General features: G+C 71.7%; 29 protein-coding genes and 1 pseudogene. 19 read left to right on the forward strand and 11 right to left on the reverse strand.

Annotation, left to right across the window (positions count from 1 at the left end):
* Window positions 1-58 precede the first annotated feature (58 nt).
* Genes ilvD through AW273_RS23740 form a run of 8 tightly spaced genes read right to left on the reverse strand, consistent with a single transcriptional unit; the run spans window position 59 to window position 8,302 of the window.
* Entirely contained in the window at window positions 59-1,699 is a 1,641-nt protein-coding gene (gene ilvD / locus AW273_RS23705; protein WP_062351999.1) for a dihydroxy-acid dehydratase, read from the reverse strand.
* The gene (locus AW273_RS23710; protein WP_062352002.1) at window positions 1,696-2,646 is read right to left on the reverse strand and encodes an amidohydrolase family protein; all 951 of its coding nucleotides are present in this window, start codon (window positions 2,644-2,646) and stop codon (window positions 1,696-1,698) included. The genes ilvD and AW273_RS23710 overlap by 4 nt, the downstream gene beginning before the upstream one ends.
* Window positions 2,643-3,449, reverse strand: a complete 807-nt coding sequence (locus AW273_RS23715) for a fumarylacetoacetate hydrolase family protein (protein WP_062352006.1) — start codon at window positions 3,447-3,449, stop codon at window positions 2,643-2,645. The genes AW273_RS23710 and AW273_RS23715 overlap by 4 nt, the downstream gene beginning before the upstream one ends.
* Before the next feature lie 41 nt (window positions 3,450-3,490).
* Window positions 3,491-4,843, reverse strand: a complete 1,353-nt coding sequence (locus AW273_RS23720) for a family 4 glycosyl hydrolase (RefSeq protein WP_062352009.1) — start codon at window positions 4,841-4,843, stop codon at window positions 3,491-3,493.
* A gap of 12 nt (window positions 4,844-4,855) precedes the next feature.
* The gene (locus AW273_RS23725) at window positions 4,856-5,626 is read right to left on the reverse strand and encodes a DeoR/GlpR family DNA-binding transcription regulator (RefSeq protein WP_062352011.1); all 771 of its coding nucleotides are present in this window, start codon (window positions 5,624-5,626) and stop codon (window positions 4,856-4,858) included.
* Window positions 5,626-6,606: a D-2-hydroxyacid dehydrogenase gene (locus AW273_RS23730; protein WP_062352015.1), complete on the reverse strand. Its 981-nt coding sequence runs from the start codon at window positions 6,604-6,606 to the stop codon at window positions 5,626-5,628. The genes AW273_RS23725 and AW273_RS23730 overlap by 1 nt, the downstream gene beginning before the upstream one ends.
* 11 nt (window positions 6,607-6,617) lie before the next feature.
* Complete coding sequence (locus AW273_RS23735) at window positions 6,618-7,421, reverse strand: carbohydrate ABC transporter permease (protein WP_062352018.1); 804 nt, start codon at window positions 7,419-7,421, stop codon at window positions 6,618-6,620.
* A complete protein-coding gene (locus tag AW273_RS23740) occupies window positions 7,418-8,302 on the reverse strand; it encodes a carbohydrate ABC transporter permease (protein WP_062352023.1) in 885 nt (294 codons plus the stop codon). Before AW273_RS23740 ends, AW273_RS23735 begins: the two co-directional genes overlap by 4 nt.
* Window positions 8,303-8,478: 176 nt before the next feature.
* Between AW273_RS23740 and AW273_RS23745 the strand changes: the two genes are divergently transcribed.
* Complete coding sequence (locus tag AW273_RS23745; RefSeq protein WP_232327559.1) at window positions 8,479-9,660, forward strand: RNA-guided endonuclease InsQ/TnpB family protein; 1,182 nt, start codon at window positions 8,479-8,481, stop codon at window positions 9,658-9,660.
* A 47-nt stretch (window positions 9,661-9,707) separates the two neighbouring features.
* On the opposite strand, the gene AW273_RS23750 is transcribed toward AW273_RS23745, so the two are convergent.
* Window positions 9,708-11,042 (reverse strand): ABC transporter substrate-binding protein, encoded by a 1,335-nt coding sequence (locus AW273_RS23750; RefSeq protein WP_062352030.1) that lies wholly within the window; start codon window positions 11,040-11,042, stop codon window positions 9,708-9,710.
* A 167-nt stretch (window positions 11,043-11,209) separates the two neighbouring features.
* Window positions 11,210-11,527 carry a hypothetical protein gene (locus AW273_RS23755; RefSeq protein WP_062352033.1) on the reverse strand — a complete coding sequence of 106 codons (318 nt, stop codon included), beginning with the start codon at window positions 11,525-11,527 and terminating at the stop codon, window positions 11,210-11,212.
* Window positions 11,528-11,678: 151 nt separating this feature from the next.
* On the opposite strand from AW273_RS23755, the gene AW273_RS23760 reads away from it, so the two are divergent.
* The 7 genes from AW273_RS23760 to AW273_RS23790 are packed head-to-tail and all read left to right on the forward strand — an operon-like array spanning window position 11,679 to window position 16,462.
* On the forward strand, window positions 11,679-12,605 hold the full coding sequence (locus AW273_RS23760; protein ID WP_062352036.1) for a carbohydrate kinase family protein: 927 nt from the start codon (window positions 11,679-11,681) through the stop codon (window positions 12,603-12,605).
* A complete protein-coding gene (locus AW273_RS23765; protein WP_232327560.1) occupies window positions 12,602-13,504 on the forward strand; it encodes an SIS domain-containing protein in 903 nt (300 codons plus the stop codon). The genes AW273_RS23760 and AW273_RS23765 overlap by 4 nt, the downstream gene beginning before the upstream one ends.
* 2 nt (window positions 13,505-13,506) lie before the next feature.
* Window positions 13,507-13,794 carry a hypothetical protein gene (locus tag AW273_RS23770; protein ID WP_062352038.1) on the forward strand — a complete coding sequence of 96 codons (288 nt, stop codon included), beginning with the start codon at window positions 13,507-13,509 and terminating at the stop codon, window positions 13,792-13,794.
* Complete coding sequence (locus AW273_RS23775; protein ID WP_062352041.1) at window positions 13,791-14,681, forward strand: 1-phosphofructokinase family hexose kinase; 891 nt, start codon at window positions 13,791-13,793, stop codon at window positions 14,679-14,681. The genes AW273_RS23770 and AW273_RS23775 overlap by 4 nt, the downstream gene beginning before the upstream one ends.
* Window positions 14,675-15,499, forward strand: a complete 825-nt coding sequence (locus AW273_RS23780) for a class II fructose-bisphosphate aldolase (protein ID WP_062352044.1) — start codon at window positions 14,675-14,677, stop codon at window positions 15,497-15,499. The genes AW273_RS23775 and AW273_RS23780 overlap by 7 nt, the downstream gene beginning before the upstream one ends.
* Before the next feature lie 2 nt (window positions 15,500-15,501).
* On the forward strand, window positions 15,502-15,789 hold the full coding sequence (locus AW273_RS23785) for a hypothetical protein (protein WP_062352047.1): 288 nt from the start codon (window positions 15,502-15,504) through the stop codon (window positions 15,787-15,789).
* 1 nt (window position 15,790) lies between these two features.
* A complete protein-coding gene (locus AW273_RS23790) occupies window positions 15,791-16,462 on the forward strand; it encodes a polysaccharide deacetylase family protein (protein WP_062352050.1) in 672 nt (223 codons plus the stop codon).
* 1 nt (window position 16,463) lies between these two features.
* Here the strand turns inward: AW273_RS23790 and AW273_RS23795 are convergent, their stop codons facing one another.
* Complete coding sequence (locus tag AW273_RS23795) at window positions 16,464-17,102, reverse strand: HD domain-containing protein (RefSeq protein ID WP_062352053.1); 639 nt, start codon at window positions 17,100-17,102, stop codon at window positions 16,464-16,466.
* A 92-nt stretch (window positions 17,103-17,194) separates the two neighbouring features.
* Between AW273_RS23795 and AW273_RS23800 the strand changes: the two genes are divergently transcribed.
* The 11 genes and pseudogenes from AW273_RS23800 to AW273_RS23845 all read left to right on the forward strand — a co-directional run bounded on the left by AW273_RS23800 (window position 17,195) and on the right by AW273_RS23845 (window position 26,226).
* Entirely contained in the window at window positions 17,195-18,154 is a 960-nt protein-coding gene (locus AW273_RS23800; RefSeq protein ID WP_062352056.1) for a GlxA family transcriptional regulator, read from the forward strand.
* Window positions 18,155-18,220: 66 nt separating this feature from the next.
* On the forward strand, window positions 18,221-19,099 hold the full coding sequence (locus tag AW273_RS23805; protein ID WP_062352059.1) for an SDR family NAD(P)-dependent oxidoreductase: 879 nt from the start codon (window positions 18,221-18,223) through the stop codon (window positions 19,097-19,099).
* Between the two features lie 17 nt (window positions 19,100-19,116).
* A complete protein-coding gene (locus AW273_RS23810) occupies window positions 19,117-19,689 on the forward strand; it encodes a TetR/AcrR family transcriptional regulator (protein ID WP_062352062.1) in 573 nt (190 codons plus the stop codon).
* A gap of 219 nt (window positions 19,690-19,908) precedes the next feature.
* On the forward strand, window positions 19,909-20,244 hold the full coding sequence (locus tag AW273_RS23815; RefSeq protein ID WP_062352065.1) for a VOC family protein: 336 nt from the start codon (window positions 19,909-19,911) through the stop codon (window positions 20,242-20,244).
* Window positions 20,245-20,360: 116 nt separating this feature from the next.
* Window positions 20,361-20,627, forward strand: a pseudogene (locus tag AW273_RS38765) (YciI family protein); the annotation flags it as partial.
* Between the two features lie 87 nt (window positions 20,628-20,714).
* Window positions 20,715-21,953, forward strand: a complete 1,239-nt coding sequence (locus tag AW273_RS23820) for an RNA polymerase sigma factor (protein WP_232327563.1) — start codon at window positions 20,715-20,717, stop codon at window positions 21,951-21,953.
* A 125-nt stretch (window positions 21,954-22,078) separates the two neighbouring features.
* Complete coding sequence (locus AW273_RS23825; RefSeq protein WP_062352068.1) at window positions 22,079-23,098, forward strand: MerR family transcriptional regulator; 1,020 nt, start codon at window positions 22,079-22,081, stop codon at window positions 23,096-23,098.
* A gap of 78 nt (window positions 23,099-23,176) precedes the next feature.
* Window positions 23,177-23,740, forward strand: a complete 564-nt coding sequence (locus AW273_RS23830) for a DUF3887 domain-containing protein (RefSeq protein ID WP_062352071.1) — start codon at window positions 23,177-23,179, stop codon at window positions 23,738-23,740.
* A gap of 26 nt (window positions 23,741-23,766) precedes the next feature.
* On the forward strand, window positions 23,767-24,705 hold the full coding sequence (locus tag AW273_RS23835; RefSeq protein ID WP_062352074.1) for a CPBP family intramembrane glutamic endopeptidase: 939 nt from the start codon (window positions 23,767-23,769) through the stop codon (window positions 24,703-24,705).
* Window positions 24,706-24,824: 119 nt separating this feature from the next.
* Window positions 24,825-25,544, forward strand: a complete 720-nt coding sequence (locus AW273_RS23840; RefSeq protein ID WP_198168314.1) for a hemerythrin domain-containing protein — start codon at window positions 24,825-24,827, stop codon at window positions 25,542-25,544.
* A 100-nt stretch (window positions 25,545-25,644) separates the two neighbouring features.
* Complete coding sequence (locus AW273_RS23845; protein WP_062352077.1) at window positions 25,645-26,226, forward strand: hypothetical protein; 582 nt, start codon at window positions 25,645-25,647, stop codon at window positions 26,224-26,226.
* Window positions 26,227-26,247: the final 21 nt, after the last annotated feature.

The raw sequence follows: 26,247 nt of genomic DNA on the forward strand, positions 1-26,247 counted from the left end.
GCCCCCTCCCGCGTCGCTGACTTATCGGGATTGTCCGGGCGGCGTTACGACGGACGGGTCAGATCGTGACCGCGCCGTCCGAAGCCGAGCCGACGGTGGCGACGTACTTGGCCAGCACGCCCCGCTCCACCGGCCGGTCCGGGCGGGTCCAGGCCGCGGCGCGCGCCTCCAGTTCGGCCGCGTCCACGCGCAGGTCCAGCACCCGGGCGGCCGAGTCGATGACGACGGTGTCGCCGTCCCGGACCAGCGCCAGCGGGCCGCCCCGGTGGGCCTCGGGGGCCACGTGGCCGATGACCAGGCCGTGGGAGACGCCGGAGAACCGGCCGTCGGTCACCAGGGCGACGTTCAGGCCCTGGCCGACCAGCGCGCCGGTGATCGAGAGCATCTCGCGCATCCCCGGGCCGCCGGCCGGGCCCTCGTACCGGACGATCACCACGTCCCCGTCCACGATCTGACGCGACTGGATGGCGGCGAAGCAGGCCTCCTCGCCGTCGAACACCCGGGCCGGGCCGGTGAACACGAAGTCGGGCCTGCCGCCCAGCTTCAGCACGCAGCCGTCGGGGGCGAGCGAGCCCCGCAGGACGGCCAGCGCCCCCGGGCCCTTCACCGGGTCGGCCACCGTCTTCACGACCTGCTGGCCGGGGGCCTCCTGGGCCGACGCGGCCACCTCGGCGAGGGTGCGGCCGTCGACCAGGGTGACGTCCTCGCGCAGCAGGCCCGCCTCCAGCAGGCGGCGCACGACCAGCGACGTGCCGCCCGCGCGCCACAGGTCGGCGGCGCTGTGCGGGCCGGCCGGCTTCACCCCGGCGACGATCGGGATCTGGTGGCAGACGCGGTCGATGTCGTCGATCTCCAGTGCGATCCCGGCCTCGCGGGCGATGGCCAGCAGGTGCAGAACCGCATTGGTCGAGCCGCCCATCGCGGCGACCGAGACGATCGCGTTGTGCAGCGACGCCTCGGTGATCACCCGGGACGGGCGGGCGTCGCGGGCCAGCGCGTCCATGACGACCTCGCCGACCAGCACGGCGGCCTCGTTCTTCGACGGGGCGACGGCCGGGATGTCGCTCACGCCGAAGGGCGACAGGCCGAGGAAGTCGCAGATGCCCCCCATCGTGTTGGCCGTGTACTGCGCGGCGCAGGTCCCGGCCCCCGGGCAGGCGTGGCGGGCCAGGTCGTCGACGTCGTCCTGGCTGAGCTTGCCGACGCTGCGCTCGCCGAGCGCCTCCCACATGTCCTGGATGGTCACGTCGCGGTCGCGCCAGCGGCCGGGCATCATGCTGCCGCTGTAGAGGATCACCGACGGCACGTCGAGGCGGCTCAGCGCCATGATCGCGGCGGGCGCGGTCTTGTCGCAGCCGACGATGGCCACGATCGCGTCGAACTGGTGGGCGCGGCCCATCAGCTCGATCGAGTCGGCGATGACCTCGCGGCTGACCAGCGAGGCCCGCATGCCGGGGGTGCCCATCGTGAGGTTGTCGGAGACCGCGATGGTGTTGAACTCCATCGGGGTGCCGCCCGCCCGCCGCACTCCGTCGGCGACGTGGGCGGCCAGCTCGCGGTGGGTGAGGTTGCACGGCATGGTGCCGGTCCACGTGGAGGCGATGCCGACCTTGGGGCGGCGCATGTCCTCGTCGGTCCAGCCCATCGCGTACAGGTGGGAGCGCGCCGGGGCGCGGTCGGGGTCGTTCGCGATGCTCATGCGGTCTCCCTGGTGGTGGCGACGGGCAGGTCGAGGCCCAGGAGGCGCGCGGCGTTGCCCGCGAAGATCAATTCTCGGTCGCGGGCCGACAGGTTCAGCTCGTCGACGATCCTGACCTGCTCTTCGGCGTACTTCCTGAGGTATCCCCACGGGAAGTCGCACGAGTCGGTGCCGAACAGGATGCGCTCGGGGCCGAAGGTCTCCTGGAACTTCCGGAAGAGGGTCTTCTGGTCGAGGTCGTAGGGCACCCAGCGGGTCCACTCGTGGTTGCTGGAGCTGTCGACGTGGACGTTGGCGTTCGACCAGCCGAGGCGCAGCAGCTCGGCCGGGTAGCCGCAGCCGAAGTGCGCCACCACGAAGTTGACGGTGGGGAAGGCCTTGGCGACGTCGTGCAGGGCCAGCGGGTCCATGTTGGGGGCCCAGCCGAGCCCGCCGCCGCCGTTGACCGGGCCGAAGTGCAGCACGACCGGCAGCGCGTGCTCCTCGACGACCTCCCACACCGGCCAGAGCGACCGGTCGGCCAGCGGCACGGTCACCCAGGGCGCGATGACCTTGTAGCCGCGCAGCCCGATCTCCACGGCCCGGCGCAGTTCGGCGGCGGCTCCGGGGGAGCAGGGCTGGTGGTTGGCGAAGCCCGTGAAGCGGTCGGGGTGGGCGGCGACGACCGAGGCCAGGCGGTCGTTGCCGCCGCCGGACATGAAGACCACCCGCTCCAGGCCGAAGTCGTCGGCCTCCGCGCGCCAGGCCGCGGCCAGGTCCTCGGCGCTGCGCGTCTCGGACGCGGTGGGCGGCAGGCTGCGTGCCCTGCGCACGCGTTCGGCGTACGCAGCGGAGTTCCGGCGCAGCACCTCCAGCTTGGCGGGGCCGCAGACGTGCTCGTATTCGGCGTCGAGACGGTCCTGGGTGGGTTCGTCGCCGGGGAAGTGGCAGTGGAAGTCGATGATCATTTGATCCGCACCGTGTTCCGCAGCAGGCCGACGCCCTCGACCTCGCACTCGACCACGTCGCCGTCCTTGAGCCAGAGCGGGGGCTTGCGGCCCATGCCGACGCCGTGCGGGGTGCCGGTGGCGATGACGTCGCCCGGGTTCAGGCTCATGTACGCCGACAGGTAGGCGATGATCTGCGGGATCTGGAAGATCATCTCGCTGGTACGGCTGTCCTGGACGACCTCGCCGTTGACCGTGGCCGAGATGGCCAGGTCGTGGGGGTCGGCGAGCTCGTCGGCGGTGACGATCCACGGGCCGAGCGGGCAGAACCCGTCGAAGTTCTTGCCCCGGAACCACTGCCCGTCGGCGAACTGCGCGTCCCGGGCGGAGACGTCGTCGGCCACGGTGTAGCCGAACACCCCGTCGGGGCCCACGACCACGGCGAGCTCGGCCTCCCAGTCGAGTTGGTCGGTGGTCCCCGCCGGGACCACGACGTCCTGATACGGGCCGGTCAGGGTGTGGGCGGTCTTCACGAAGGCCAGCACCTTGGACGGGGTGTCCAGGCCGGTCTCCCTGATGTGGTCGGCGTAGTTGAGGCCGATGCAGATGATCTTCTCCGGGTGGGCCACCGGGCTGAGCAACTCCACGTCGGCGAGCGGAACCGCCGGCCCGGTCGGGGTGAAGTCCCCGCCCGAGGCGATCAGGTCACGGACGGCGTCGGCCATGTAGGCCGTGGACTCCTCGGCCACGGGGGCGACGGCGTCCCCCTCGACGAGCCCGGCGAAGATCCGGCCGTCGGGGGTGCGGTAGCGGGCGATGCGCATGAGACAGAACTCCAAAGGAACGAACGAGGGACCGTACCTGATCAGGTGAAGGCCGGGAGGAATCGTTTCTGTTCGGCGATGAGGGCGTCCGTGAGCCGGGTGGCGGCCTCGGGGTCGGTCACCGCGCCGTCGGCGATCACCGCCTCCACCGCGAGGTCGCGCGAGCCCGTCATGGCCGCCTCGACCGCCAGGTAGACCGACGTCAGGCGGCGGGCCAGGATCGCGGTCAGCGGGGCCGACAGGTCGGGCACCGACACCGGGCGCAGGCCGCGCGCCGTGGCCACGCCGGGGATCTCCAGCGCCGCGTCGTCGGGGAGGCCGGGGACCGCGCCCCGGTTCGGCACGTTCACCGAGAACATCTGTCTCTGGTCCAGCTCGATCGAGCGGATGATGGCGATGAGCTGCTCCTGCTCGCCCGTCGAGCGGTCGAAGACGGTCTCGTCGAGCGGGGCCTCGCCGAGCGCCTGGGCGCGCATGCCCTGGTAGCGGTTCTCGCCCCACTCCAGGATCTCCGGCACGGAGAAGGCGTCCACGCCGAGGGTCTTGCCGTAGTAGGAGCCGCCCGCCCAGCGCTCGGGGAAGAACTCCAGCACGTGGCGGTCGTTGGCGGCCGGGTAGGCGCCGTACCGCTGGAAGATCTCCCACGAGAACGGGTTGTGCCAGGCCTTGCCGTTCTCCCAGATGGAGCCGATGTCCTGCGGCTCGGGCGCGACGGCCAGCTCGCGGGCCACCTTCTCGCGCACGCCGGGCCAGGCGTCGGCGCCGTTGTGGCGGAAGTCGTAGATGAAGGTCAGGTGGTTGATTCCGGCGTACAGGGTGGAGGTCTCCTCGAAGGGGAGACCGGCGAAGGCGGCCAGTTCGCGCTGCACGTGGTGCATGCCGTGGCACAGGCCGACGACCTCGACCCCGGCGTAGCGGGTCATCGCGTACACGTTGGCGGTCATCGGGTTGCTGTAGTTGAAGAAGAACGCCCCGGGCGCGAGCGCCCTGACGTCGTGGGCGATCTCGACCATGACCGGGACGGTGCGCAGCAGGCGGGAGATGCCGCCGGGCATCACCGAGTCGCCGACCGGCTGGTAGATCCCGTGCCGGACGCAGACGTCGTGGTCGGCCTGCCAGGCGGGACGGCCGCCGACGCCGACGCAGGTCACGACGTAGTCGGCGCCGGGCAGCATCTCCCGGCGGTCCGTCGAGGAGCGCACGGTGATGCGGTCGCCGGCCTCCCTGGCCTCGACCATCAGCCCGGCCAGCCGGGTGGCCACGCCGAGCGCCTCCTCGTTGACGTCCACGAGGCGGATCTCCCACGCCCCGAGGTCGTCGGCCGAGATCAGGTCGGCCAGCAGGCCACGGGTGAAGACGGCCGAACCTGCTCCTATCAGGACCAGGACCTTCATGGTGCTCCTATCTCAGGTTGACACGACGGTGACGCCCGCGCCTTCGAGCGCGGTCACCGCCTCGTCCGGCGCGGCCGTGTCGGTCACGACCGTGTCGATGCGCGACAGCGGCGCGATGCGCACGGCGCTGCGCTGGGTGAACTTGCTGTGGTCGGCGAGCACGACGAGCCGCGTCGCCGCCGCGATCATGTTGCGGTCGGTCTCGGCCTCGGCGAGATGGGCGCCGAGCATCCCGTACGCCGGATCGATGCCGAAGGCGCTGAAGAAGCCGACGTCGATGTGCACGTCGTTGAGCGCCTGCGTGGTCAGGTGGCCCAGCAGCGACAACTCGGCGTTGCGCATCAGGCCGCCCAGCACGAGCACCTGCGTGGTCTCCGAGGCGACGCCGATCGCGTACGCGATGGCGACCGAGTTGGTCACCACGGTCACGTCGGGCACCGTGACGAGGTGGGGCACCATCTGGGCCGTGGTCGAGCCGCCGGTCAGCAACACGGCGCTGCCGGGCGTCACGAGCCGGGCCGCCGCGGCGGCGATGCGGCGTTTCTCGTCGAGGTTGCGGATCGAGCGTTCGACCATGGGCGTCTCGGCGACCTCCGGGTCGCCGTCCACGGCGACCGCGCCGCCGTGGACGCGGCGCAGCAGGCCGCGTTCGTCCATCTCGTCGAGGTCGCGGCGCACCGTGGAGACGCTCACGTTGAGCAGCGCCGCGAGGTCGTCCACGCTCACCGACCCTCGGCTGCGCACGTGGGAGAGCAGTGCGCTCCGGCGCCTCTCGCTCAGCATCAGTAGCCGGCCTTTCTGTCCACAAGATTCAGCAGGGGGCGGCCCTCGACCAGCCGCCGCAGATTCTCGGTGAACAGGACGCGGACATGATCGTGGTAGCCGGGCGCGAATCCTGCCACGTGTGGAGTGATCAGGACATTGCTTTCCGACCAGAAAGGACTGTTCTCCGGCAGGGGTTCCTCGGCGAACACGTCGGAGATGAGGTAGCCGACCTGTCCGCTCCTGAGGGCGGCCAGCAGCGCGTCCTCGTCGACGACGCCGCCCCGCGCGCCGTTGATGACCACGGCGCCCGGCTTGAGCTGCGCGAACGCTTCGGCGTCCAGCAGATGGTGGGTCTCGTCGGTGTGCGGGACGGTCAGCACGAGGTAGTCGGAGCGGGCCAGCAGGCCCGGCAGGCCCGCCGGCCCGACGACCTCGGCGGGGGTCTCGTCGGCGATCTCGCTGAAACGTTCGCCGGCCCGGGTGCCGCCCCGGCGCATGCCGATGACGTTCATGCCGAAGGCGTGCGCGAGACGGCCGATCTCCTGGCCGATGCGGCCGTAGCCGACGATGCCCACGGTCGAGCCGGGGATCATGCGCGGCATCAGCCGGTTCCAGCGGTACTCCAGGTCCGGCCAGTGGTCCAGGCCGATGATGTGGGGCAGGTGGTGGGCGTGGGCGAGGATCATCATCAGCACCCACTCGGCCAGCGGCTTCGGGGAGACGCCGCCGATGGTGGTGACGTCGACCTCGGAGTCCCACAGGTCGGTGCCCTTCACGTGGTCGCAGCCGCTGGTGTCGAGCTGCACCCAGCGCAGTCTCGGAGCGGCGCCATGGCGGGGGAAGGCGGTGTTCGTGTAGAGCACGTCGGTCTCGGCCAGCAACTCGGCCGGGATCTCGTCGGCGGCGCGGGCCAGATGCTTGCGCACCCGCACGCCGGGCACGGTCACCGCGGCCAGCCAGTCGTCGTCGAAGTCGAGGGTCACCAGCACGTTGATCATCGGGGGAGTCCTCACTTGATGCCCGATCGGGCCATGCCTTCGACGAAGTGCCGCTGGAACAGGGCGAACACGATGATCATCGGGATCATCGACAGGAGCGACATCGCCATCAGCGAGCCGTAGTCCTGGCCGTATTGGTTCTTCAGGAACAGCAGGCCGACCTGGAGGGTGTAGCTCTCTGGGTCCTTCAGCACGATGAGCGGCCAGGCGAACTCGTTCCACCGCCACATGAACGTGAAGATGACCAGCACCGCGATCAGCGGACGGCACAGCGGCAGCACGACCGTGCGGAAGATGCGCCACTGGCTCGACCCGTCGCACTGCGCGGCCTCGATCAGCTCGTCGGGGATCGCCATCATGAACTGCCGGGCCATGAACAACCCGAACGCCTCGGCCAGCCGGGGCACGATGACCCCCCAGTCGCTGCCGATCAGCCCGAAGTCCACCACCAGGTGGAACTGCGGCACCATCACGACCTGCACGGGCACCATCAGTGTGCTGATGATGAGGATGAACAGCACGTTCCGGCCGGGGAAGCGCAACTTGGCGAAGGCGTAGCCGGCGATCAGGTTGATGACCACGGTCAGCACGACGGCGACGACGGCGATGAACACCGAGTTCACCGCCCACATGCCGTAGGGGAACTTGCTCAGCGGGTCGGTCAGGTTCTCCCACCGCACGCTCGTCGGCCACAGGTGCAGCCCGGGGCCGCGCATGTCGGCCGAGGAGGAGATCGCGGTGACGACCATCCAGTAGACGGGGAACAACATCGCGACCGCCCCGGTGATCGCGAACGCCAGGCGATAGCGCGTCATGCGACGTCCCTCCGCTTGTTCACACGCCACTGGACGATCGTCATGACCAGGACGATGAGGTAGAGCACGACGCCGATGGCCGAGGCGTAACCCTGCTGCCGCTGCTCGAACCCGGCGCTGTAGGCGTAGGTGACGAGCATCGTGGTCGAGTTGCCGGGGCCGCCGCCGGTCATGACGTAGACGATGTCGAAGACCTGGAAGCTGTTGATGATCCCGATCACGATCAGGAAGAACGTGGTCGGGCCGAGTTGCGGGATCGTGATGCGGCGCAGCGTCGCCCACCGGGAGGCGCCGTCGCAGCGGGCCGCCTCGAACACCTCGCGCGGGATGCCCTGGAGCGCGGCCAGGTAGACGACCATGTTGAAGCCGAGGCCGATCCACAGGCTGATGGCCACCAGCGAGAACAACGCCGGCACACCTTCGGACTGCCACGGCACCGGGCCGAGCCCGACGACGTCCAGGATCCGGTTGACCAGGCCGATGTCCTCGTTGAACAACCACGCGCCGATGAGCGCGCTGCTCACGCCCGAGATGACCGCGGGCAGGTAGTAGACCGCCCTGATCAGCCCCCGGGCGGGCATGCGGCGGTTGAGCAGCAGCGCCGCCGCCAGGCCCGCGACCAGGCACAGCGGCACCGAGATCGCGGTGTAGAGGGCGGTGTTCCACAACGCCGTCCAGAAGATCTTGTCGCTCAGGATCTCCTGGTAGTTCTGCAGCCCCACCCATTTGGCGATGCCGAAACCGCGGGTCTGCTGGAGGCTGATCCAGAAGACCTGGATCAGCGGCCAGAACATGAAGACCGCGAAGACGGCCACCGCCGGTGCGGCGAACGCCAGGCCGGTCAGCGCCTCGCGCGCCCGCCGCGTCCGGACCGTTGCCATCAGTTTCTCCAGAGGGGACCGTCGTCTTCACGTGACGGGGAAATCGGGAACGGGAGGGCCGTCATGGCCTGAGCGTGCCCTGACCAACCGGGTCTGCGCATCGCGGATGTCCTTCCGAGTTTTGCCGTCGTCTGCCGATATCGTGGTCGTGTCATCACGGAGGGTGGGAGGTGGGTGTGCGCCGGTCGTTCCGGTTCCTGCTGCGTCCCACCGCACACCAGGTCGCTGCGCTCGCCGAGTGCCTGGAAGACCACCGCACGCTGTACAACGCCGCTCTTGAGCACCGCCGCACCGCCTACGCCAGAGCGGGCGTGACGATCCGGTACGGCGAGCAGTCGGCCGACCTGAAGCACATCCGCGCTGCCGACCCCGGCCAGGCCCGCTGGTCCTTCTCCTCCCAGCAGGCCACCCTGCGGCGTCTGGAGCGGGCGTTCCGCGCCTTCTTCGACCGGGTGCGCCAGGGCCGCACCCCCGGGTTCCCCCGGTTCAAGGGACGCGGCAGGTTCGACACGGTCGAATGGCCCAAGGATGGCGACGGCTGCCGATGGGACTCCCAGCCTGAGCACCCCACCGCCGCCTTCGTGAGGCTTCAGGGCATCGGGCACGTGCGCGTCCATCAGCATCGACGCGTGCTCGGCACCGTCAAGACGATCAGTGTCACGCGGGAGGGGTCCCGCTGGTATGTCGTGCTGTCGTGTGATGAGGTGCCCGGCCGGGGGGTGCCCGCGACGGGCGCGGCCGTCGGGATCGACATGGGCGTGGCGTCGCTGCTGACCACCAGCGAGGGTGAGCACCTGGTCAACCCACGCCACCTGGCCGCCTCCGCCGACCGGCTGAGCGCCGCTCAGCGGGACCTGTCCCGCAAGAGGCGCGGCAGCGCACGGCGTCGCAAGGCCGTCGCCCGCGTGGCCGCGTTGCACGCCAGGGTGCGGCGGCAACGCCTCGACGGCGCGCACAAGGCCGCACTCGCCCTGATCCGCGGTTACGATGTGATCGTGCACGAGGACCTGAGGGTCGCGCACATGACCCGGTCGGCGGCTGGCACGGTCGAGCGGCCGGGCCGCAACGTCGCCCAGAAGGCCGGGCTCAATCGGTCGATTCTCGACGCGGGCTGGGGGGTGTTCCTGACGATCCTGTCGTACAAGGCTGAGAGTGCCGGTCGAGAGGTGATCGCAGTCGATCCCCGCGGCACCTCCCGCACCTGCTCGCGGTGCGGGCACTGTGCGGCGGACAACCGCGTCACCCAGGCCGGGTTCCGGTGCACGGCGTGCGGGCATGCCACGCACGCCGACGTCAACGCGGCCGAGAACATTCTCAGGGCAGGGCTTGCCCTTCGCCGGGCTGCGGAAGCGGCTTAGCGAGAAGCCGCTCCCTTCAGGGGGCGGAGGAGTCACCGGGCCTCCTCTTAGGCGGACAGCGCCTTCTCGATCGCGGTGCCGATCGCGCCGACGGTGTCGTCGGCGGACTGGCCGCCGGTGAAGTAGCCCTCCAGGTTCTGCACCAGCGCGTCGTTCACGCCGGAGAAGCCGGGCAGGGTGACGAACTGGACCAGGTCGGCGGGCATGGTCGTGGCCTGCTGCTGGAAGACCGGCATCAGGTCGGGCGAGACGGCGTAGTTCAGCGTGGCGCCGGCCAGGTCCTTGCGGGCCGGGAGCACCGTCGTCTGCTCGCAGAACAACCGCATGTTGGCCGGTTCGGCGAGGAACTTGGCGAACGCGGCGGCGGCCTCGGGCGCCTTGCTCTGCGTGGTCACCGCGACCGCGTTGCCGCCGAGGTCGGCGGCGGCGCCGGCGGGGCCCTTGGGCAGGAAGGTCGCGCCGATCTCGATGCCCTTGGCGGTGTTGCTGATGTCGGGCAGCAGGAAGTCGCCGACGAACGCCATGGAGATCTTGCCGGAGCCGAACACGAGGTCGGGGCTGTTGGCCGTCTTGACCATCATGTTCTTCGGCATCAGGCCCTTGTCGTAGAACGACTTGGTGAACTCCAGGGTCTGGCGGGCCTGCGGCGAGTCGAACACGACGCTCTTGCCGTCGGGGCCCAGGGCCTTGCCGCCCGCCTGCCAGAGCCAGTTGAACCAGCGGTAGGCGCCGTACTGCTGCCAGTTGACGCCGAAGGCGGCGGTCGCGCCGGTGCCGGCGGCGTTCAGCTTCTCGGCGACCTCCAGGAACTGCTCCCAGGTCCAGGCGGTGTCGAGGGTGGTCGGCACGTCGGTGATGCCGGCCTTCGCGAAGTGCGCCTTGTTGTAGAGGATCGCGCTCGTGTCGGTGTGGTGCGGGACGCCGTAGGGCTTGCCCTCGTACTGCACACCGGCCCAGAGGGCGTCGATGAACTGGGCCGAGTCCGCGCCGATCGTGGCCGACAGGTCGGCCAGCACGCCCTGCGAGCTGTAGATGCCGATGTCGTTGTAGGTGACGCGGAACAGGTCGGGCCCCTGGCCCGACTGCAGGCGCGCGTCGAGGGTGGTGCGCATCTGGTCGTACGGAAGCTGCTCGACCTTCACCTTCACGCCCGGGTTGGCCTTCTCGAAGGCGCGGGCGACGGTGTTGAAGGCGGCCATCTCGGCGTCCGAACCCCAGACGGAGAACGTCAGGTCACCGGTGGCTGCGCCGGCGCTCGCGGCGGCGGCCGGGGCGCTGGTGCCGGCGTCACCGCCGCCACAGGCGGCGAGTGCGCTCGCCGCGGCGGCGCCCGCGGCCGTCATGCCGGCCGCGCGGAGGAACTGGCGGCGGTTGAAATTCATGGGGGGCCTCCCTGGGGCTCCGGCCTGGTGTGCCGTTCCTATCAACTTCACGCAGAAAACGTCAATACATCGCAAAATGGTCACTTGACAGTCAGGACGGCCGTCTCTACGGTCCTGAAATGACAGATCTGCGCGTTTTTGAGAGTTTTGGGGGGCGGCGTGAGTGTTCAGGCCGGGCGGTCGCCCCAAGGGCGGGTCACGCCGAGCACCGCGTCGTCCCCGCCGAAGGCAAGCTCCAGGGCGGCTGTGGAGATCTCCTCCGGGGTGTGCCACCGGCCGGTCGGGTGCCAGCCGAGGATCAGCCGCGGGTGGCCCGGCAGCGGGGGCTCCGGCCCGTCCGGCGCGGCGTACGCGCTGGTCAGCACCTGGACGACCCGGTCGGCGCGGGCGTCGATGACGTCCCAGGCGGCCTGGTCGCCGAACGGCAGGTACGCCAGCGCCAGGTCGAACCGGCGGTCACCCAGGGCCGTCACGAAACTGGGCATGTTTGTAACGTCTGCTAGCACTATGTCGGCAATGTCTGAAGTGCGATGTTTATTGCGCGAAATGACAGAAACGACCATCCCTCTGGCGGCCAGCCCGACCACGGCCGGAGCCAGGATCCCCGTTCCTCCGACGACCAGGACGTGACCTGACATGGAATTCGACCTCCTCGTGGCAGGGGAGCTGAACGCCGACGTCGTCGTCGAGTGTGGCGACGTGCGGCCGACGTTCGGGCAGGTCGAGGAGATCGTGGAGGACGCCACGATCGTCCTCGGCAGCTCCGGCGCGATCACCGCCTGTGGGGCGGCCCGGCTCGGCGCCCGCGTCGCCATGGCCGGGGTGGTCGGCGACGACTGGCTCGGGGACTTCGTGCTCGACCGGCTGGCCGAGCGCGGGGTGGACACACGCTACTGCCTGCGCAGACCTGGCCGGCGCACCGGGATGACGGTGGTGCTCGGGGCACGCGGCGACCGCTCGATGTTGACCTTCCCCGGCGAGATCGGCCGGCTGGCCGCCGCCGACGTGCCCGCCGAGGCGCTCGCCGCCGCGCGGCACCTCCACGTCAGCTCCTACTTCCTCCAGTACGACCTGTGGGCCGGCCTGCCCGCCCTGGTGACGGAGTTCGCCGGGACGACGTCGGTCGACCCCAACTGGGACCCGTCCCGCTCCTTCGACCACGGGCTGCCGGCGCTGCTGCCCCACCTCGACTACCTGCTCCCCAACGAGCAGGAGGCCGAGCACATCGCGCGCGCCAACGGCGGGCCGCCCACCTGCGGCCTGGTGGTGAAACGCGGCGGCGACGGCGCCACCCTGAACCTGCCCGACGGCACCGCGCTCGGCGTGGACGCCCCCGCGATCACTCCGGTCGAGACGACCGGCGCGGGCGACTCCTTCGACGCCGGTTTCCTGGCCACCCTCCTGCGCGGCGGCACCTACGCCGAAGCGCTGCGCGTCGCCTCCGCCTGCGGCGCCCTCTCGACCCAGGGGCTCGGCGGCACCGCCGCGCAGCCCACCCTCCCCGAGGCGCTCGAACTCGCGGGCACCCTCACCGTCCACGATCTTCAGGAGACCCAGAAGTGACCGCAACGACCGCCCCCGAGCTGGCCCGGCGCACGCAGGCCGAAGTGGAGTCCCAGCCGGACACCTGGCGTCGCGCCATCGACCTGGCCGCCGCGACCGGCGTGCTGCCCGCCGCGGGCGCGAACGTGCTCGGCGTCGGCTGCGGCACCTCCTACTACATCCTCGACAGCTACGCGCGCCGCCGTCAGCAGCTCGGCCAGGGCCGCACCCGCGCCGCCATCGCCACCGAACTCGACGACGCCGACGCCTACGACGCGGCGATCCTGCTGTCCCGCTCGGGCACCACCAGCGACCTGGTCCGGGTCGCCCGCGACCTGTCGCGGCGCACCCGCACGATCGCGATCACCGGCACCCCCGGCTCGCCGATCACCGAGGCGGTGCACGAGACGATCGTCATGGACTTCGCCGACGAGCACTCGGTCGTGCAGACCCGCTACGCCACCTCCGCGCTGACCCTGCTGCGCGCCGGCATCGGCGACGACGTGTCGGGCCTGCCCGGCCTGGCCGAAGCCGCGCTGGCCGAGCCGCTGGTCGCCGACCCGGCCGACTACGACCACGTCGTCTTCCTCGGCACGGGCTGGGCGCGCGGGCTGGCCGAGGAGGGGGCGCTCAAGCTGCGCGAGTCGGCCCGGTTGTGGACGGAGTCGTACGCCAGCCTCGAATACCGGCACGGCCCGATCGCCTGCGCCTCCCCGCGCAGCCTCGTGTGGGCGCTCAGCCCGCTGCCCGCCGACGTCGTCGAGGCGGTGAACGCGACCGGCGCCACGCTCCGCGTCGCGACCGACGACCCGCAGGCCGAGCTGGTCCGGGTGCACCGCCTGGCCGTCGCCTACGCCCGCCTCCGGGGGCTGGAGTGCGACAGCCCCGAGCACCTGTCCCGTTCGGTCGTCGTGGAGTAGCCGTGCCCTTCGTCCAGTACGCCACCGTCGCCCCCGTCCCCGACGACCTGTCCGACCGGCTGGCCCGCACCGTCGCCGACGCCCTGGACCTGCCGCCCGGCGCGGTCGTCGCGCAGCGGCTGGCCGCCCTCGACGGCGCGGGCGTCACGGCGGTCGTCCGGGGCCGGCCGCGCGATCCCGGGCTGATGCGCGCGGCGGTCGGCCGGGCCGCCGCGCTGCTCAGCGCCGAACTGGGCGTCGATCCCGACTACGTCTTCGTCTCCTGGCCCGATCCGGGGGTCGTCGGGTGATCCTCACCGTCACGCTCAACCCCGCCTACGACGTCACCTACCGCATGGCCGACCTGCGGCTGGGCGCCACCAACCGGGTCGGCGAGGTCGCGGTGCGCGCGGGCGGCAAAGGGCTGAACGTCGCACGTCTGCTGCGGGCGCTGGGCCACGAGGTGACGGCGCTGGGCCTGGCCGACGCCCGGTTCGGCGCGTCGGCCGGGTTGCCGAACGCCTTCACGCCGATCGGCGGGGAGACCCGCCGCACGATCGCGGTCGTGGCCGGCGAGGTCACGATGCTGAACGAGCCCGGCCCGGTCGTCTCCGCCGGGGAGTGGGCCGCCTTCCTGGCCGACTTCCGCGCCTGGTCGCCGCGCGCCTCCGCGGTGGTGATGTCCGGCAGCCTGCCGCCGGGCGTCCCGCCCGACGCCTACGCGGTGCTCGCCGCGCTGGCCGGCGACGTGCCGACGATCGTGGACGCCGAGGGCGACGCCCTCGTCCACGCGCTGGCCGCCCGCCCCCATGTCGTGAAGCCCAACGCCGACGAGCTGAGCCGCACCTTCGGCGCGGCGACCTCCGTCCGCGACGGCGCGATGCGGCTGCGCGAACTCGGCGCCCGCGCCGCCGTCGTCTCCGACGGGCCGCGCGGCCTGCACGCCGACACCTCCGACGGCCTGTGGCGGGCGGTGCCGCCGTTCGCCGAGGGCAACCCGACCGGCGCGGGCGACGCCGCCGTCGCGGCCATCGCCATGGGCGTGGTCGCCCGGTGGGACTGGGCCGAGACGCTGCGGCACGCCGCCGCCCTGTCGGCCGCCGCCGTCAGGTCACCCCTGGCCGGGCAGGCCGACCACGCCGCCTACCGGGCCAATCTCACCGTCGTCACCACGGAACCACTGGAGCGAGAGTGCTGACCCCCACCGCCGAGATCATCTCCGCCGCGTACGCCGCCGGTCGCGGCGTGGGCGCGTTCAACGTGATCCAGGTCGAGCACGCCCAGGGCATCGTGGCCGGGGCCGAGGAGGCCGGGCTGCCGGTGATCCTCCAGGTCAGCGAGAACACCGTCGACTACCACGGCGGCCTGGCCGCCATCGGCGCGGCCTGCCTGGCCGTGGCCCGTGCGGCGGTGGTGCCGGTCGCGGTCCACCTCGACCACGCCACCCGGGGCGACCTCGTCGAACAGGCGGTGGAGCTGGGCTTCGGATCGGTGATGTTCGACGCGTCGGCCTCTCCCTACGAGGAGAACGTGGCCGCGACCGCCGAGGTGGTGCGCCGGACCGGCGTGTTCGTGGAGGCCGAGCTGGGCGAGGTGGGGGGCAAGGACGGCGTGCACGCGCCGGGTGCCCGCACCGACCCGGCCGAGGCCGCCGCCTACGTCGCCGCGACCGGCGTGCACGCGCTCGCGGTCGCCGTGGGCACCTCCCACGCGATGCTCACCCGCGACGCCGCGCTCGACTTCGGCCTGATCGCCGACCTGCGCGCGGCGGTGCCGGTCCCGCTGGTGCTGCACGGCTCGTCGGGCGTCGCCGACGACGGGCTCACCGAGGCCGTCGCCGCGGGCATGACGAAGGTCAACATCGCCACCCACCTGAACAAGGCGTTCACCGCCGAGGTCCGGCGGGTGCTGGCCGCCGACCCGACCGTCGACCCGCGCAAGTACCTGAGGCCCGCCCGGACCGCCGTCGGAGCGCAGGTCGCCCATCTGCTGCGTGTCCTCCACCGAAGGAGCTGACCATGAGTCTCACCCCGCACCCCGACCCGGGCGCGATCCTCGCCGAGAACGAACGGCGCGCACTGGAGCGGGAGGGCATCCCGATGTTCCTCGCGCTGGAGGACCTGCGCGGCCCGTCGCGGCCCGCCGCCGACCGCGCCGACGGCCCCGCCCTGGCCGACCTGACCGGCCGGTACGCCTCGGAGGTCCGCCCCGAGGCGGCCGACGACGACCTGGCGGCGCTCGCGTCGGTGGTCACCGTCGTGGCCCGCGTGCACTTCTTCCCCTCTGATGACCGGAGCGAGGACTGACATGGGATTCGCCGACTACCGCACCGCCCTCGAAGAGGGCCGTCACCTGCGCGTCGTCAACTACCACAACACGCCGGAGTCGACCGCCGACCAGCTCCGCGCGGAGCTCGCCGCCTACGCGAAGGCGTTCTCGAGCGTCACCGTGGCCGACCTCGACCACTTCTACGCCACCGGCGAGTGGGGCCTGGACCGGCCCGGCTTCATCCCGGTCTTCTACGAGGGCTACCGCAACAACCACACGGTGGCGGCCCCCATCTGCGACGAGCTCGGCCTCACGGCGTGGTTCCCGATCATCACGAGGTTCGTCGACTGCCCGCCCGCCGAGCAGCGTGCCTTCGCCGACGCCCACGACATCGACCTGGTGGAGGAGGAGCTGTCCTACGACCGCCTGGCCCTGACCTGGGACGAGGTCGCCGAGATCGGGCAGCGCCACGTCGTGGTGCCGCACACCGGCAGCCACACGCCGATCGGCGGCATCGTCACGGCCGCCGACGTGGCACGCGAACTGGCCGAGCCGCGCCGCCGCGTCCAGGAGGCGACCGGCCAGGAGGCCGTCGCCAACGTCTACCTATACGGCACGCCGTTCGGCACCAGCGACTTCCAGGACCGGGCCGTGCTCGACGCCGGATACCGCTACCAGATCAGCAACACCATGATCCAGCGCATCGCCTGACCTACTCGGGCCAGGCGGAGTTCTCGATGACCTCGACGAAGTCGCCCCGGACGAACCCGGGCACGAAGTGGGCCAGCACGTCGGCCTTGACGTTGCCGAACGTCGTCTCGGGGCGGTCCTTGATCCCGTCGGTGAACGCGGCCAGGATGCGCTTCTTGAAGTCGGGGCGCGGATGGGCGCCGACCACGGCCGCCCGCTGCCCGGCGGAGACGGCGTCGTAGCCGATGCCCAGCACGTCGAGCTCCACCCCCCGGGTGACCAGGGCGATCTCCGGAGCCATGTGCAGCGGGATCTCCGGCGTGGTGTGCAGGGCGATGGCCGTCCACACCAGATCGGCCTCCCGGCCGGTGATCCCGTGGGCCCGCAGGAACCGCCGCGCCTCGTCGGCGCCGTCGAGCTCGAACCGCCGGCCGGTGCTGCCGAACCGCTCGGTCAGCCCGAGATCGTGGAACATCGCGCCGACGTACAGCAACTCGGGGTCGTAGGAGAGGCCCTGGTCGCGCCCGCGGAGTGATCCCCACAGGAACACCCGCCGGGAGTGGTCGAACAGCAGCGGCGTGGCGGCCTCCCTGACCAGTTCGCTCGCCTCCCGCGCGAGAGGGCTGTCGGGGATCGGAATGCCCGCGATCTCCTCGCTCATGATCTTCCTCCCTTTCTCGGTACGACTCCAGAATCCCCGGGCGCCTACACTGGGGCCATGTCCTTTCCGACAGACCAACCACAGATTCAGACATGACGCATCGTGTCGGGTTCGTGGTGTTCGACGGGGTGACCCTGCTCGACGTCAGCGGCCCCGCCGAGGTCCTGCACCAGGCGAGCCGGGCCGGTCACCCCTATGAGCTGGTCCTGGTCTCCGCCTCCGGCGGCCAGGTCGTCACGTCGACCGGCATGCCGCTGAGCGGTGTCGTGACGGCGGCCGAGGCGGGCCCGATCGACACGGCGCTCGTGGCCGGCGGCGACCTCCTGGCCGAGCGGCCCCTCGACGCCGACCTGTTGGCGACGGCCCGCACCCTCGCCGCCGGCGCCACCCGGGTCGCCTCGGTGTGCACCGGCGCCTTCGTCCTGGCCGGGCTCGGCCTGCTCGACGGACGCCGGGCCACCACCCACTGGCGGCACGCCGGCCTCCTCGCCCGCCGCCATCCCCGGGTGCGGGTGGAGCCCGACGCGATCCACGTCCGCGACGGCCGGTTCGTCACCTCGGCCGGGATCAGCGCCGGGATCGACCTGACCCTGGCCCTCGTCGAAGACGACCACGGCGCCGAGACGGCCCGCCGCATCGCCCGTGAACTGGTCGTCTTCCTGCGGCGGCCGGGCGGGCAGTCGCAGTTCACCGCGGCCACCACTCCGCCCGCGCGCAACGACGTCCTGCGCGTCCTGATCGACTCCGTGCTGGCCGACCCGGCCGCCGATCACGGCCTGCCGGCCATGGCCTCGGCGGCGGCCGTCAGCACCCGGCACCTGACCCGGTTGTTCCACACCGAACTGGGCACCACGCCCGCCCGCTGGGTCGAGCGGGTGCGGCTCGAACACGCCCAGCGGCTGCTGCTCGACGGGCACAGCGTCACCGTGGCGGCCCGCGACAGCGGGCTCGGCAGCGACGAGACCCTCCGCCGCGTCTTCGACCGCCACCTCGGCATCACGCCCACCGCCTACCGCCGGCGTTTCGCCACTACGGGCGAGGAAACCGGATAGTTCATCCATTTGTGCTACCGTCCAGAGAAGTGGATAGTTCATCCACTTCTCTGGACGGAGGGGCACATGACGAAGACGGCTCTGGTCACGGCCGGCACGGGAGGCATCGGCCTGGAGACCGCACTCGGGCTGGCCGCCGCGGGCTTCGCGGTCACCGTGGTCGGGCGCGACCCCGGGCGGGGAGCCCGCGCGGTCGACCGGATCGACGCCACGCGGCCGGCCCACCCCGCCCGGTTCCGGCCGGCCGACCTCGGCTCGCTCGACCAGGTCCGCGCGCTGGCCCGCGACGTCACGGCGTCGGGGGAGCCGCTGACGGTGCTGGTCAACAACGTCGGGGCGATGTTCGCCGACCGCGCCGACCTCGACGGCGTCGAGGCGTCGTTCGTGGTCAACCACCTCTCGCCCTACCTGCTGACCGAGTCGCTGCTGCCCGCGCTCACCGCCGGGGCGCCGAGCAGGATCGTGAACGTGACCTCGGGCGCGGTCCGCGCCGCCAGGACGCGGTTCGACGCCGTCGAACCGCCGGGCGGCTACTACGGCTTCCACTGGTACGGCCGCGCGAAGCTCGCCAACCTCGCCTACACCCTCGACCTGGCAAAACGGCTCGACGGCACCGGCGTCTCGGTGTTCGCCGCCGATCCGGGGGGCGCGGCGACCGACATGACCGACGGCACCATGACCGACCCGAAGATCGTCTCGCCGCCCCTGCGGTTGTTGTGGCCGCTGGTCCGCCGCGTGTTCGCCCGGAGCACCTCGGGCCCCGCGTCCGGAGCGGCGAAGTCGTCGATCATCGCCGCCACCGACCCGGCGCTGACCGGCCGGACCGGTCTTCTCATCGGGCCCGGGGCCCGTCCGGTCACCCCCATCCGCGCGGCGACCGACCCGCGCGTCGCCGAGGCCGTGAGCCTGCTCAGCCGGACCCACGCGCCCGTGGCGAGGCGGTGAACCGCGATACTCTCCCCATGACGACCACACCGCTGCGCAAGGACGCCGCCCGCAACTGGGAGCGGATCGTCGCCACCGCCCGCGAGCTGGTCGACCAGGGCGCCGCGTTGCAGCTCAACGACGTCGCCCACCGGGCCGGCCTCGGGGTCGCCACGGTCTACCGCCACTTCGCCACCCCCGAGGCGCTGCTGGAGACGGTCGCCGCGCCCTGCCTCGAAGCCCTGGCCGGGCACGGCGAGCAGGCGCTGACCGACCCCGACCCATGGCGTGCGCTGGAGGGCTTCCTGTCCCGCGTGGTCGAGGCGCAGGTCACCGACGCCGCCCTGCCCCCGGTCGCCGCCGCGGCCGTCGACGCGCTGCCGCGCACCACGGAACTCAAGCGGTCGCTCGCCTCGGCGGGCACCGCGCTGCTCGACCGGGCCCACGCCGCCGGAGCGGTCCGCCCCGACCTCGCCGCGGCCGACATCGTGCCGCTCATGTGCGGCATCGCCCACGCGGTGGCCGTCAGGGGCGACAGCCCCGCCGACCGCGTCGACACCGCCCGCCGCTATCTCGCCGTTCTGCTCGAAGGCGCGCGCCCCGGTCGATGACGCGCGGAAAGCATCGGATCAGCGTCGGGCGAAGGGGGTGTCCCCGGAGGCGCGCACCGCGGCGAAGCCGGCGGTTCCCGGCTCAGCCTCCGGGCCTTCGCCGGATTCTCCGCCGAGGAGATGCTCACGATGAGCGCGTTGCTGACCCGGGTGCCGGCCAACCTGGACGATCAGGCGGCCGGCCCCACGTGATCGCGCCGCGATCCTAGAGTGGGCCGCATGGACCTGTTCGCGGGAATCCCCGTCACCGACTACCGGCGCGCCCTGGACTGGTACGAACGTCTCCTGGGCACGCCGCCGGCGTTCTTCCCCAACGACGTCGAGGCCGTGTGGGAACTGGCCGAGCACCGCTACCTCTACATCCAGCACCTCCCCGAGCGGGCGGGCCGCGCCCTGCAGACCCTCTTCGTCGACGACTACGACACCCGGGTGGCGGGCATCTCCGCGCGCGGCATCGACCCCGTCAAGCGGGAGACCTACGAGAACGGCGTGCGCAAGGCGACCTACCACGACCCCGACGGCAACGAGGTCGGGATCGGCGGCGGCCCCGCCTGACGAAGACTTCTCCCGGCCGTGTCGATCCACGGACCGCTCGTTCGACAAAGGGGTGTGCGGGCCGGAAGGCGGCCCCGCCGGGTGAGGAGGACACGATGCCGAGGTACATGCTGATCATGCGGGGCACCGACGAGAGCAACGCGGCCATGATGGCCTCGATCGACGAGGCGATGGCCGCGACCGGCCGGTTCATCGAGGACATGATGAAGGCCGGCGTCCTCCTCGCGGCCGAGGGCCTCGACGATCCGGCGCGGGGCGTCGTCGTCGACTTCGGCCGGGAGACCCCGGTGGTCACCGACGGGCCCTACGGCGAGACCAGGGAACTGTTCGGCGGCTACTTCCTGCTCGACGTCGCCACGAAGCGGGAGGCGGTCGAGTGGGCCACGCGGTTTCCCGGCGGTCCGCGGCTCGAAGATCGAGGTCCGGCGGGTGGCCGAGGCCGACGAGATCCCGCCCGGCAGCCAGGCCTGATGGGCACGACCGACGTCGAGGCCGTCTGGCGGATCGAGTCGGCCCGGATCGTCGCCGCGCTGACCCGGTTCACCGGCGACTTCGGGCTGGCCGAGGACGCCGCCCAGGAGGCGGTGGCCGAGGCGCTGACGTCGTGGCCGCGCGCCTCCCCGGCCAACCCGGCCGGCTGGCTGATGGCCACGGCCCGGCGGCGGGCGATCGACACGATCCGCCGCCGGGCCGCCCTCCACGACCGCTACGCCCTGCTGGCGGCCGACGCGCAGGCGGCCGAGCGGGAGGCCGACCCCGAGGGGATCGACGACGACGTCCTGGCGCTGATGTTCGTGAGCTGCCACCCGGTGCTCTCCCGCGAGGCCCGGGTGGCGCTGACGCTGCGCGTCGTCGGCGGCCTGTCCAGCGAGGAGATCGCCCGCGCGTTCCTGGTGCCCGTGCCGACCGTGCAGGCCCGCATCACCCGGGCCAAGAAGACGATCGCGGCGGCCAGGGTGCCGTTCGAGCTCCCGCCCCCCGGCGAGCGCCGCGAACGGCTGGGCGGCGTGCTCAGCGTGCTCTACGTGATCTTCGCCGAGGGGTCGACGGCCACGTCGGGCGACCGGCTGCTGCGCCCCGACGTCGCGTACGAGGCGATCCGGCTGACCCGGACCCTGGCCGCGCTGCAGCCCGACGAGCCGGAGGCGCACGGCCTGCTGGCCCTGTGCGAGCTGACGGCCGCCCGTTTCCCGGCCCGAACCGCTCCCGACGGCACCCCGGTCCTGCTCGAAGACCAGGACCGCCGGTTGTGGGACTCGGCGGCGATCCACCGCGGCCTGGCCGCCCTGGCCAAGGCGGCGAAGCGGGGCCTCGGCCCCTACGCCCTTCAGGCCGCGATCGCCGCCGTCCACGCCTCGGCCCCCTCGGTCGAGGCGACCGACTGGGACCGGATCGTGCTGCTGTACGAGGCGCTCGCCCGCGTCGCGCCCTCGCCGCTGGTCGACCTCAACCGCGCCGTCGCCGTCGCCATGGCCGAGGGCCCGGCCCAGGCCCTCACCATCGTGGACGACCTGGTCGCCGCCGGCCGACTCCCCGGTTCCCATCTCGTCCCGACCGTACGCGGCGAGCTCCTGACCCGCCTGGGCCGGCTGCCGGAAGCCCGCGCCGAACTGGAATCGGCCGCCCGGTTGTGCACCAACGAACGCGAACGCGCGGTCCTGCTACGCAAGGCGGCGGCCATCGGCGCAGGGACGCCAGAAGTCGGGTGACCACCAGTACAAGGTCGGCGTGCGCAAGGCGACCTACCACGACGGCAACGAGGTCGGGATCGGCGGCGGCCCCGCCTGAGGAAGAGGCTTGCGCCTCAAGCGGCTTGAGGCACCACAGTGGCCCCATGAACGACCACGGGCTGTACCCCATCGGAGACGCCGCGCGCCGAAGCGGCCTGAGCGTGAGCGCCGTCCGGTTCTACGCCGACACCGGGCTGGTCGAGCCCACGGACCTGAACGAGGCCGGGCACCGGATGTACGACGTCCACGCCGTCGCCCGGCTGGAACTCGTCCGCACCCTGCGCGAGCTGGACACCGACCTGGAGGAGATTCGCCGCCTGCTCGGCGGCGGCACCACCCTGCACGACCTGCTCACCACGCACCTGGAGTTCGTCGAGCGCCAGGAGCGCACCCTGCGGGCCAGGCAGGCGGTGCTCAGGACCCTGATCAAACAGGGCGGCACCGCTCAGGCCGACCTGATGCACAAGCTCGTCCGGATGACCGATGAGGAACGCGAACAGACCATCGACGATTTCTGGCACGACGTCGGCGAGGACCTGGACGTCCCCGAGAGCGTCGTCGACCGGTTGCGGACGATTCGCCCCGCCCTGCCCGCGGACCCCACGGCCGCCCAGCTTGAGGCGTGGATCGACCTGGCCGACCTGGTGGCGGACCCGGTGTTCCGTGACGCGGTCCGCGCCTACCTGCGGGACGTCTGGTCCGCACCGGAGACCCGGGTCCTGGCGACCGAGCCGTTCCAGGACTTCGTGCACGTGAGCGGGGCGCCGCTCGTCGGGGAACTCCTCGCCGCGTACCGGGCCGGAGAGTCTCCCCGGTCCCCTTGGGCTCAGCAGGTCGTCACACGCTTCATGGAAGCGGCCACCGCGTTGTCCGGTACACCGCTCACCCCCGAAGTCCGGAACCGGATGGCCGCCGGATACCGGCAGATACCCGACATCATGCGCCGGATCGCCGAAGAGGAAGGCGCCTCCGGGGGCCCCACCTACGACGGGGCTCACGGCCGGTATCTCTCCCTGGTGGCGCTGATCAACGGGACCGCGGCCGAGGGGGACCACGACTCCATGCCCTACGCCTGGATCGCCGACGCCATGCGCGCCGTGGAGCCGCTGGCTCCTCGCTCTTGACGCACGGGCCATTTGTAAAGGTATCGTTTACACGTGCAAGATACGTTGACAGAGGCGATGCGGGCCTTGAAAGCGCGTATGGAGGCGTTCCTCGCCTCCCGTGTCCTGACGCGGAGCGACGACTGGGCCGACTCGATCGGGCGCGCCGTGAGCATGCAGGCGGCGGCCGATGACGTCGTGCGGGCCGTCGTGCAGCACGCGCGCCAGAACGGCGCCACGTGGCAGGTCATCGGTGACGCGCTCGGGGTCAGCCGGCAGGCGGCGTTTCAGCGCTACGGCAGACCGATCGATCCAAGAACGGGAGAATCCATGAACACCACGCCCCTTCCCGGCGTCGCCGAACTGGCCGCCTCGGTGATCGAGGACCTCGCATCCGGGCAATGGACGCGCGTCACCGAGCGGTTCGATCCGAGCATGCGCGCCAGCCTGTCGGAGGACACGCTCGCGGCCGCGTGGGCGCAGATCGTCGGCCTGTCGGGAGCTCTCGAAGGGCTTGGAGAGCCTGAGGTCAGCAGGGCCGGCGACATGACGATCACGAACACGCCGCTTGCGATGGAGGCGGGCGACTACACGGCGCAGATCGTGTTCCGCGACGACCGCGCCATCGCCGGTCTGCGCATCCTCGAAAGGCAGACGCCGTGACGGCCACCCCCCGAGGCGGACCGCGCATGAGCGGCCGCGATCTGCGATCCGTCGGTGTGTTCACCAGCCTGGCGTTCGCGCTCGCCTGGCTCCTCGCGCTCCCGCTCTGGTTCGGTGACGGACTCGCCGACCCCCGGTTCACCCTCGTGGCCGCCGCCACGATGACGACCCCCGCGATCGCCGCCCTGGTCGTCGTGTTCCTCGTCGAGCGGCCGCGGCGGAAGGCGTGGACGCTCGGGTTGTGGCCGTTGCGACCGGTCCGGAGCCTGCTCGGCTACGTGGTGCTGGGGATCGTCGTGTCCATCGTGCTCGTCCTGGTGGCGCTCCCGATCGGCGCGCTGCTGGGGGTCTACCCGGCCGATTTCGTGCACTTCTCCGCGTTCCAGCGGATCCTCGACGAGCAAGCGGGCACCGCCGGGGTGGCCGGAATCCCGATACCGATCGGCACGCTCGTCGTCATCCAGCTCGCCGCCCTGCCCTTGGCGGCGTTCATCAACCTCATCCCGGCGCTGGGGGAGGAACTCGGGTGGCGAGGGTGGCTGCTGCCGAAACTGATGCCGCTCGGCGCACTCCCAGCCGTCCTGATCTCGGGGGTGATCTGGGGCCTCTGGCACGCTCCGCTCATCCTCCTCGGCTACAACTACCCGGATGCGCCGGGCTGGCTCGGCGTGACCGCGATGGTCGGCACGTGCATCCTGGTCGGCGCGGTCTTCGGCTGGCTGCGGCTCCGATCGGGGTCCGTGTGGCCCGCGGCCTTCGCGCATGCCGCGTTCAACGGGGCGGGCGGGACCTACCTCGTCTTCGCCAAGGCCGGCGAGCACGTCGACACCACGCAGGCGACGATCCTCGGCTGGAGCGGGTGGATCGTGCCGCTCGCCCTCGTCGTGTTCCTGATCGCCACGGGACGGTTCGCTTCCGCGCGCACCCATGACCGTGCGGCCCGGCTCCCTGAACCCACGGGCTGACCAGGGCATCGGAGCGTTCTCCTGGGGGATTGATCAGGCATTACCCGATTCGTCGTATCCGATCGCCATGACCCGGGCATCTTCGTGGCGGACGTACAGGAGACGAACCGGAGGGGCCGGTGGAACAGCACAACCGAACGGACGGGCCGCTGGTGCACCGCCGCGCGCTGCTCGGCCTGCCGGTCGCGGTGGTCTGCGGGTCGGCGCTGACGGCGTGCGGCGCACGTACGACCGACGCCGCGACCACGGCGGAGCGGATCGAACCCGTCACCCCGCCTGAGGATCTGATGCGCGAGCACGGTGTGCTCAAGCGTGTCCTGCTGATCTACCGGGAGGGCGTCCGGCGTATCGACACCGGCGGAACCGTGCCGACCGTGGAGCTGCACGCCTCGGCGGGCCTCATCCGGTCCTTCATCGAGGAGTACCACGAGCGGCTGGAAGAGCAGTACGTCTTCCCGCCCCTGGTCGCCGCGGGCAAGCTCACCGACACGGTCACGATCCTGCTCCAGCAGCATCAACGCGGACGCACGGTGACCGGCCGCATCCTGGAGGCCACCGGCACGACCCCGTCCGCGCAGGCCCGCCGGGCCCTCGCCGCCGACCTGACCGCGTTCGTGCGCATGTACGAGCCGCACGAGGCGCGCGAGGACACCGTCGTCTTCCCCGCCCTGCGTGAGGTCGTCTCCGCGGACCGGTTCAACGAGATGGGCGACATCTTCGAGGCGGAGGAGCACCGCCGCTTCGGCACGGCGGGATTCGCGGGCGTCGTCGACCAGGTGGCCGACATCGAGAAGAGCCTCGGCATCTACGATCTGGCCCAGTTCACCCCCCGAGCATGACCACGAATGACAGATGTCACGAGATCGGGTGACATCTCCACGCCGTCCGGTGCGGTTCCGGCACTACTCGCGCCCTGGTGGGCGGCCCGAAGCTGGACCCATGGACACCCCCACCCCGTACACGGAAACAACCTCTTCGCGACGGATCGGCTGGTTGACGCGGCGCTGGCCGACCGCGTTGGCGCTGGCCGCCTCTGCCGTGGGTTTCGGCGACGGCGGCTCGCCCGAGAGCGTGGCCGCCCTGGCTCACGTCCTGCCGGTGTTGCCGCTGCTCTACCTCACGGTCTCCAAGCTCGGCAGACGTCAGGCCACCTGGCCGGGCCTGGTGATCGGCGTGGTCGCCGTGGTGGGACTGCGGCTGTTCGACGTGATCCCGCCGGCCGCCGTCTTCGCCGCGCTCGCGCTGGTCATCCTGCTCTGGGCCGTCGCCGACGGCCAGATGGGCAGGGACGGCGACTTCCGGCTCCAGGCCCTGGGCATGTTCCTGTTCGGCGGGTTCGCCCTGGCGGGCCTGATCGTGGACGTGGAGTTCGGCCGTTACCTGGTGGCGGCCGGATGGTTCCTCCACGGCGTCTGGGACTTCGTCCATCTCAAGCGGGACAAGGTGGTGGCCCGCTCCTTCGCCGAATGGTGCGGTGTCGTCGACGTCGTCATCGCCGCCCAGTTGGTCTTCATGGTCTAGGCGACGCCGGGACAATGGGCA

This window comes from Herbidospora yilanensis, assembly GCF_001570565.1.
GTDB lineage: Bacteria > Actinomycetota > Actinomycetes > Streptosporangiales > Streptosporangiaceae > Herbidospora > Herbidospora yilanensis.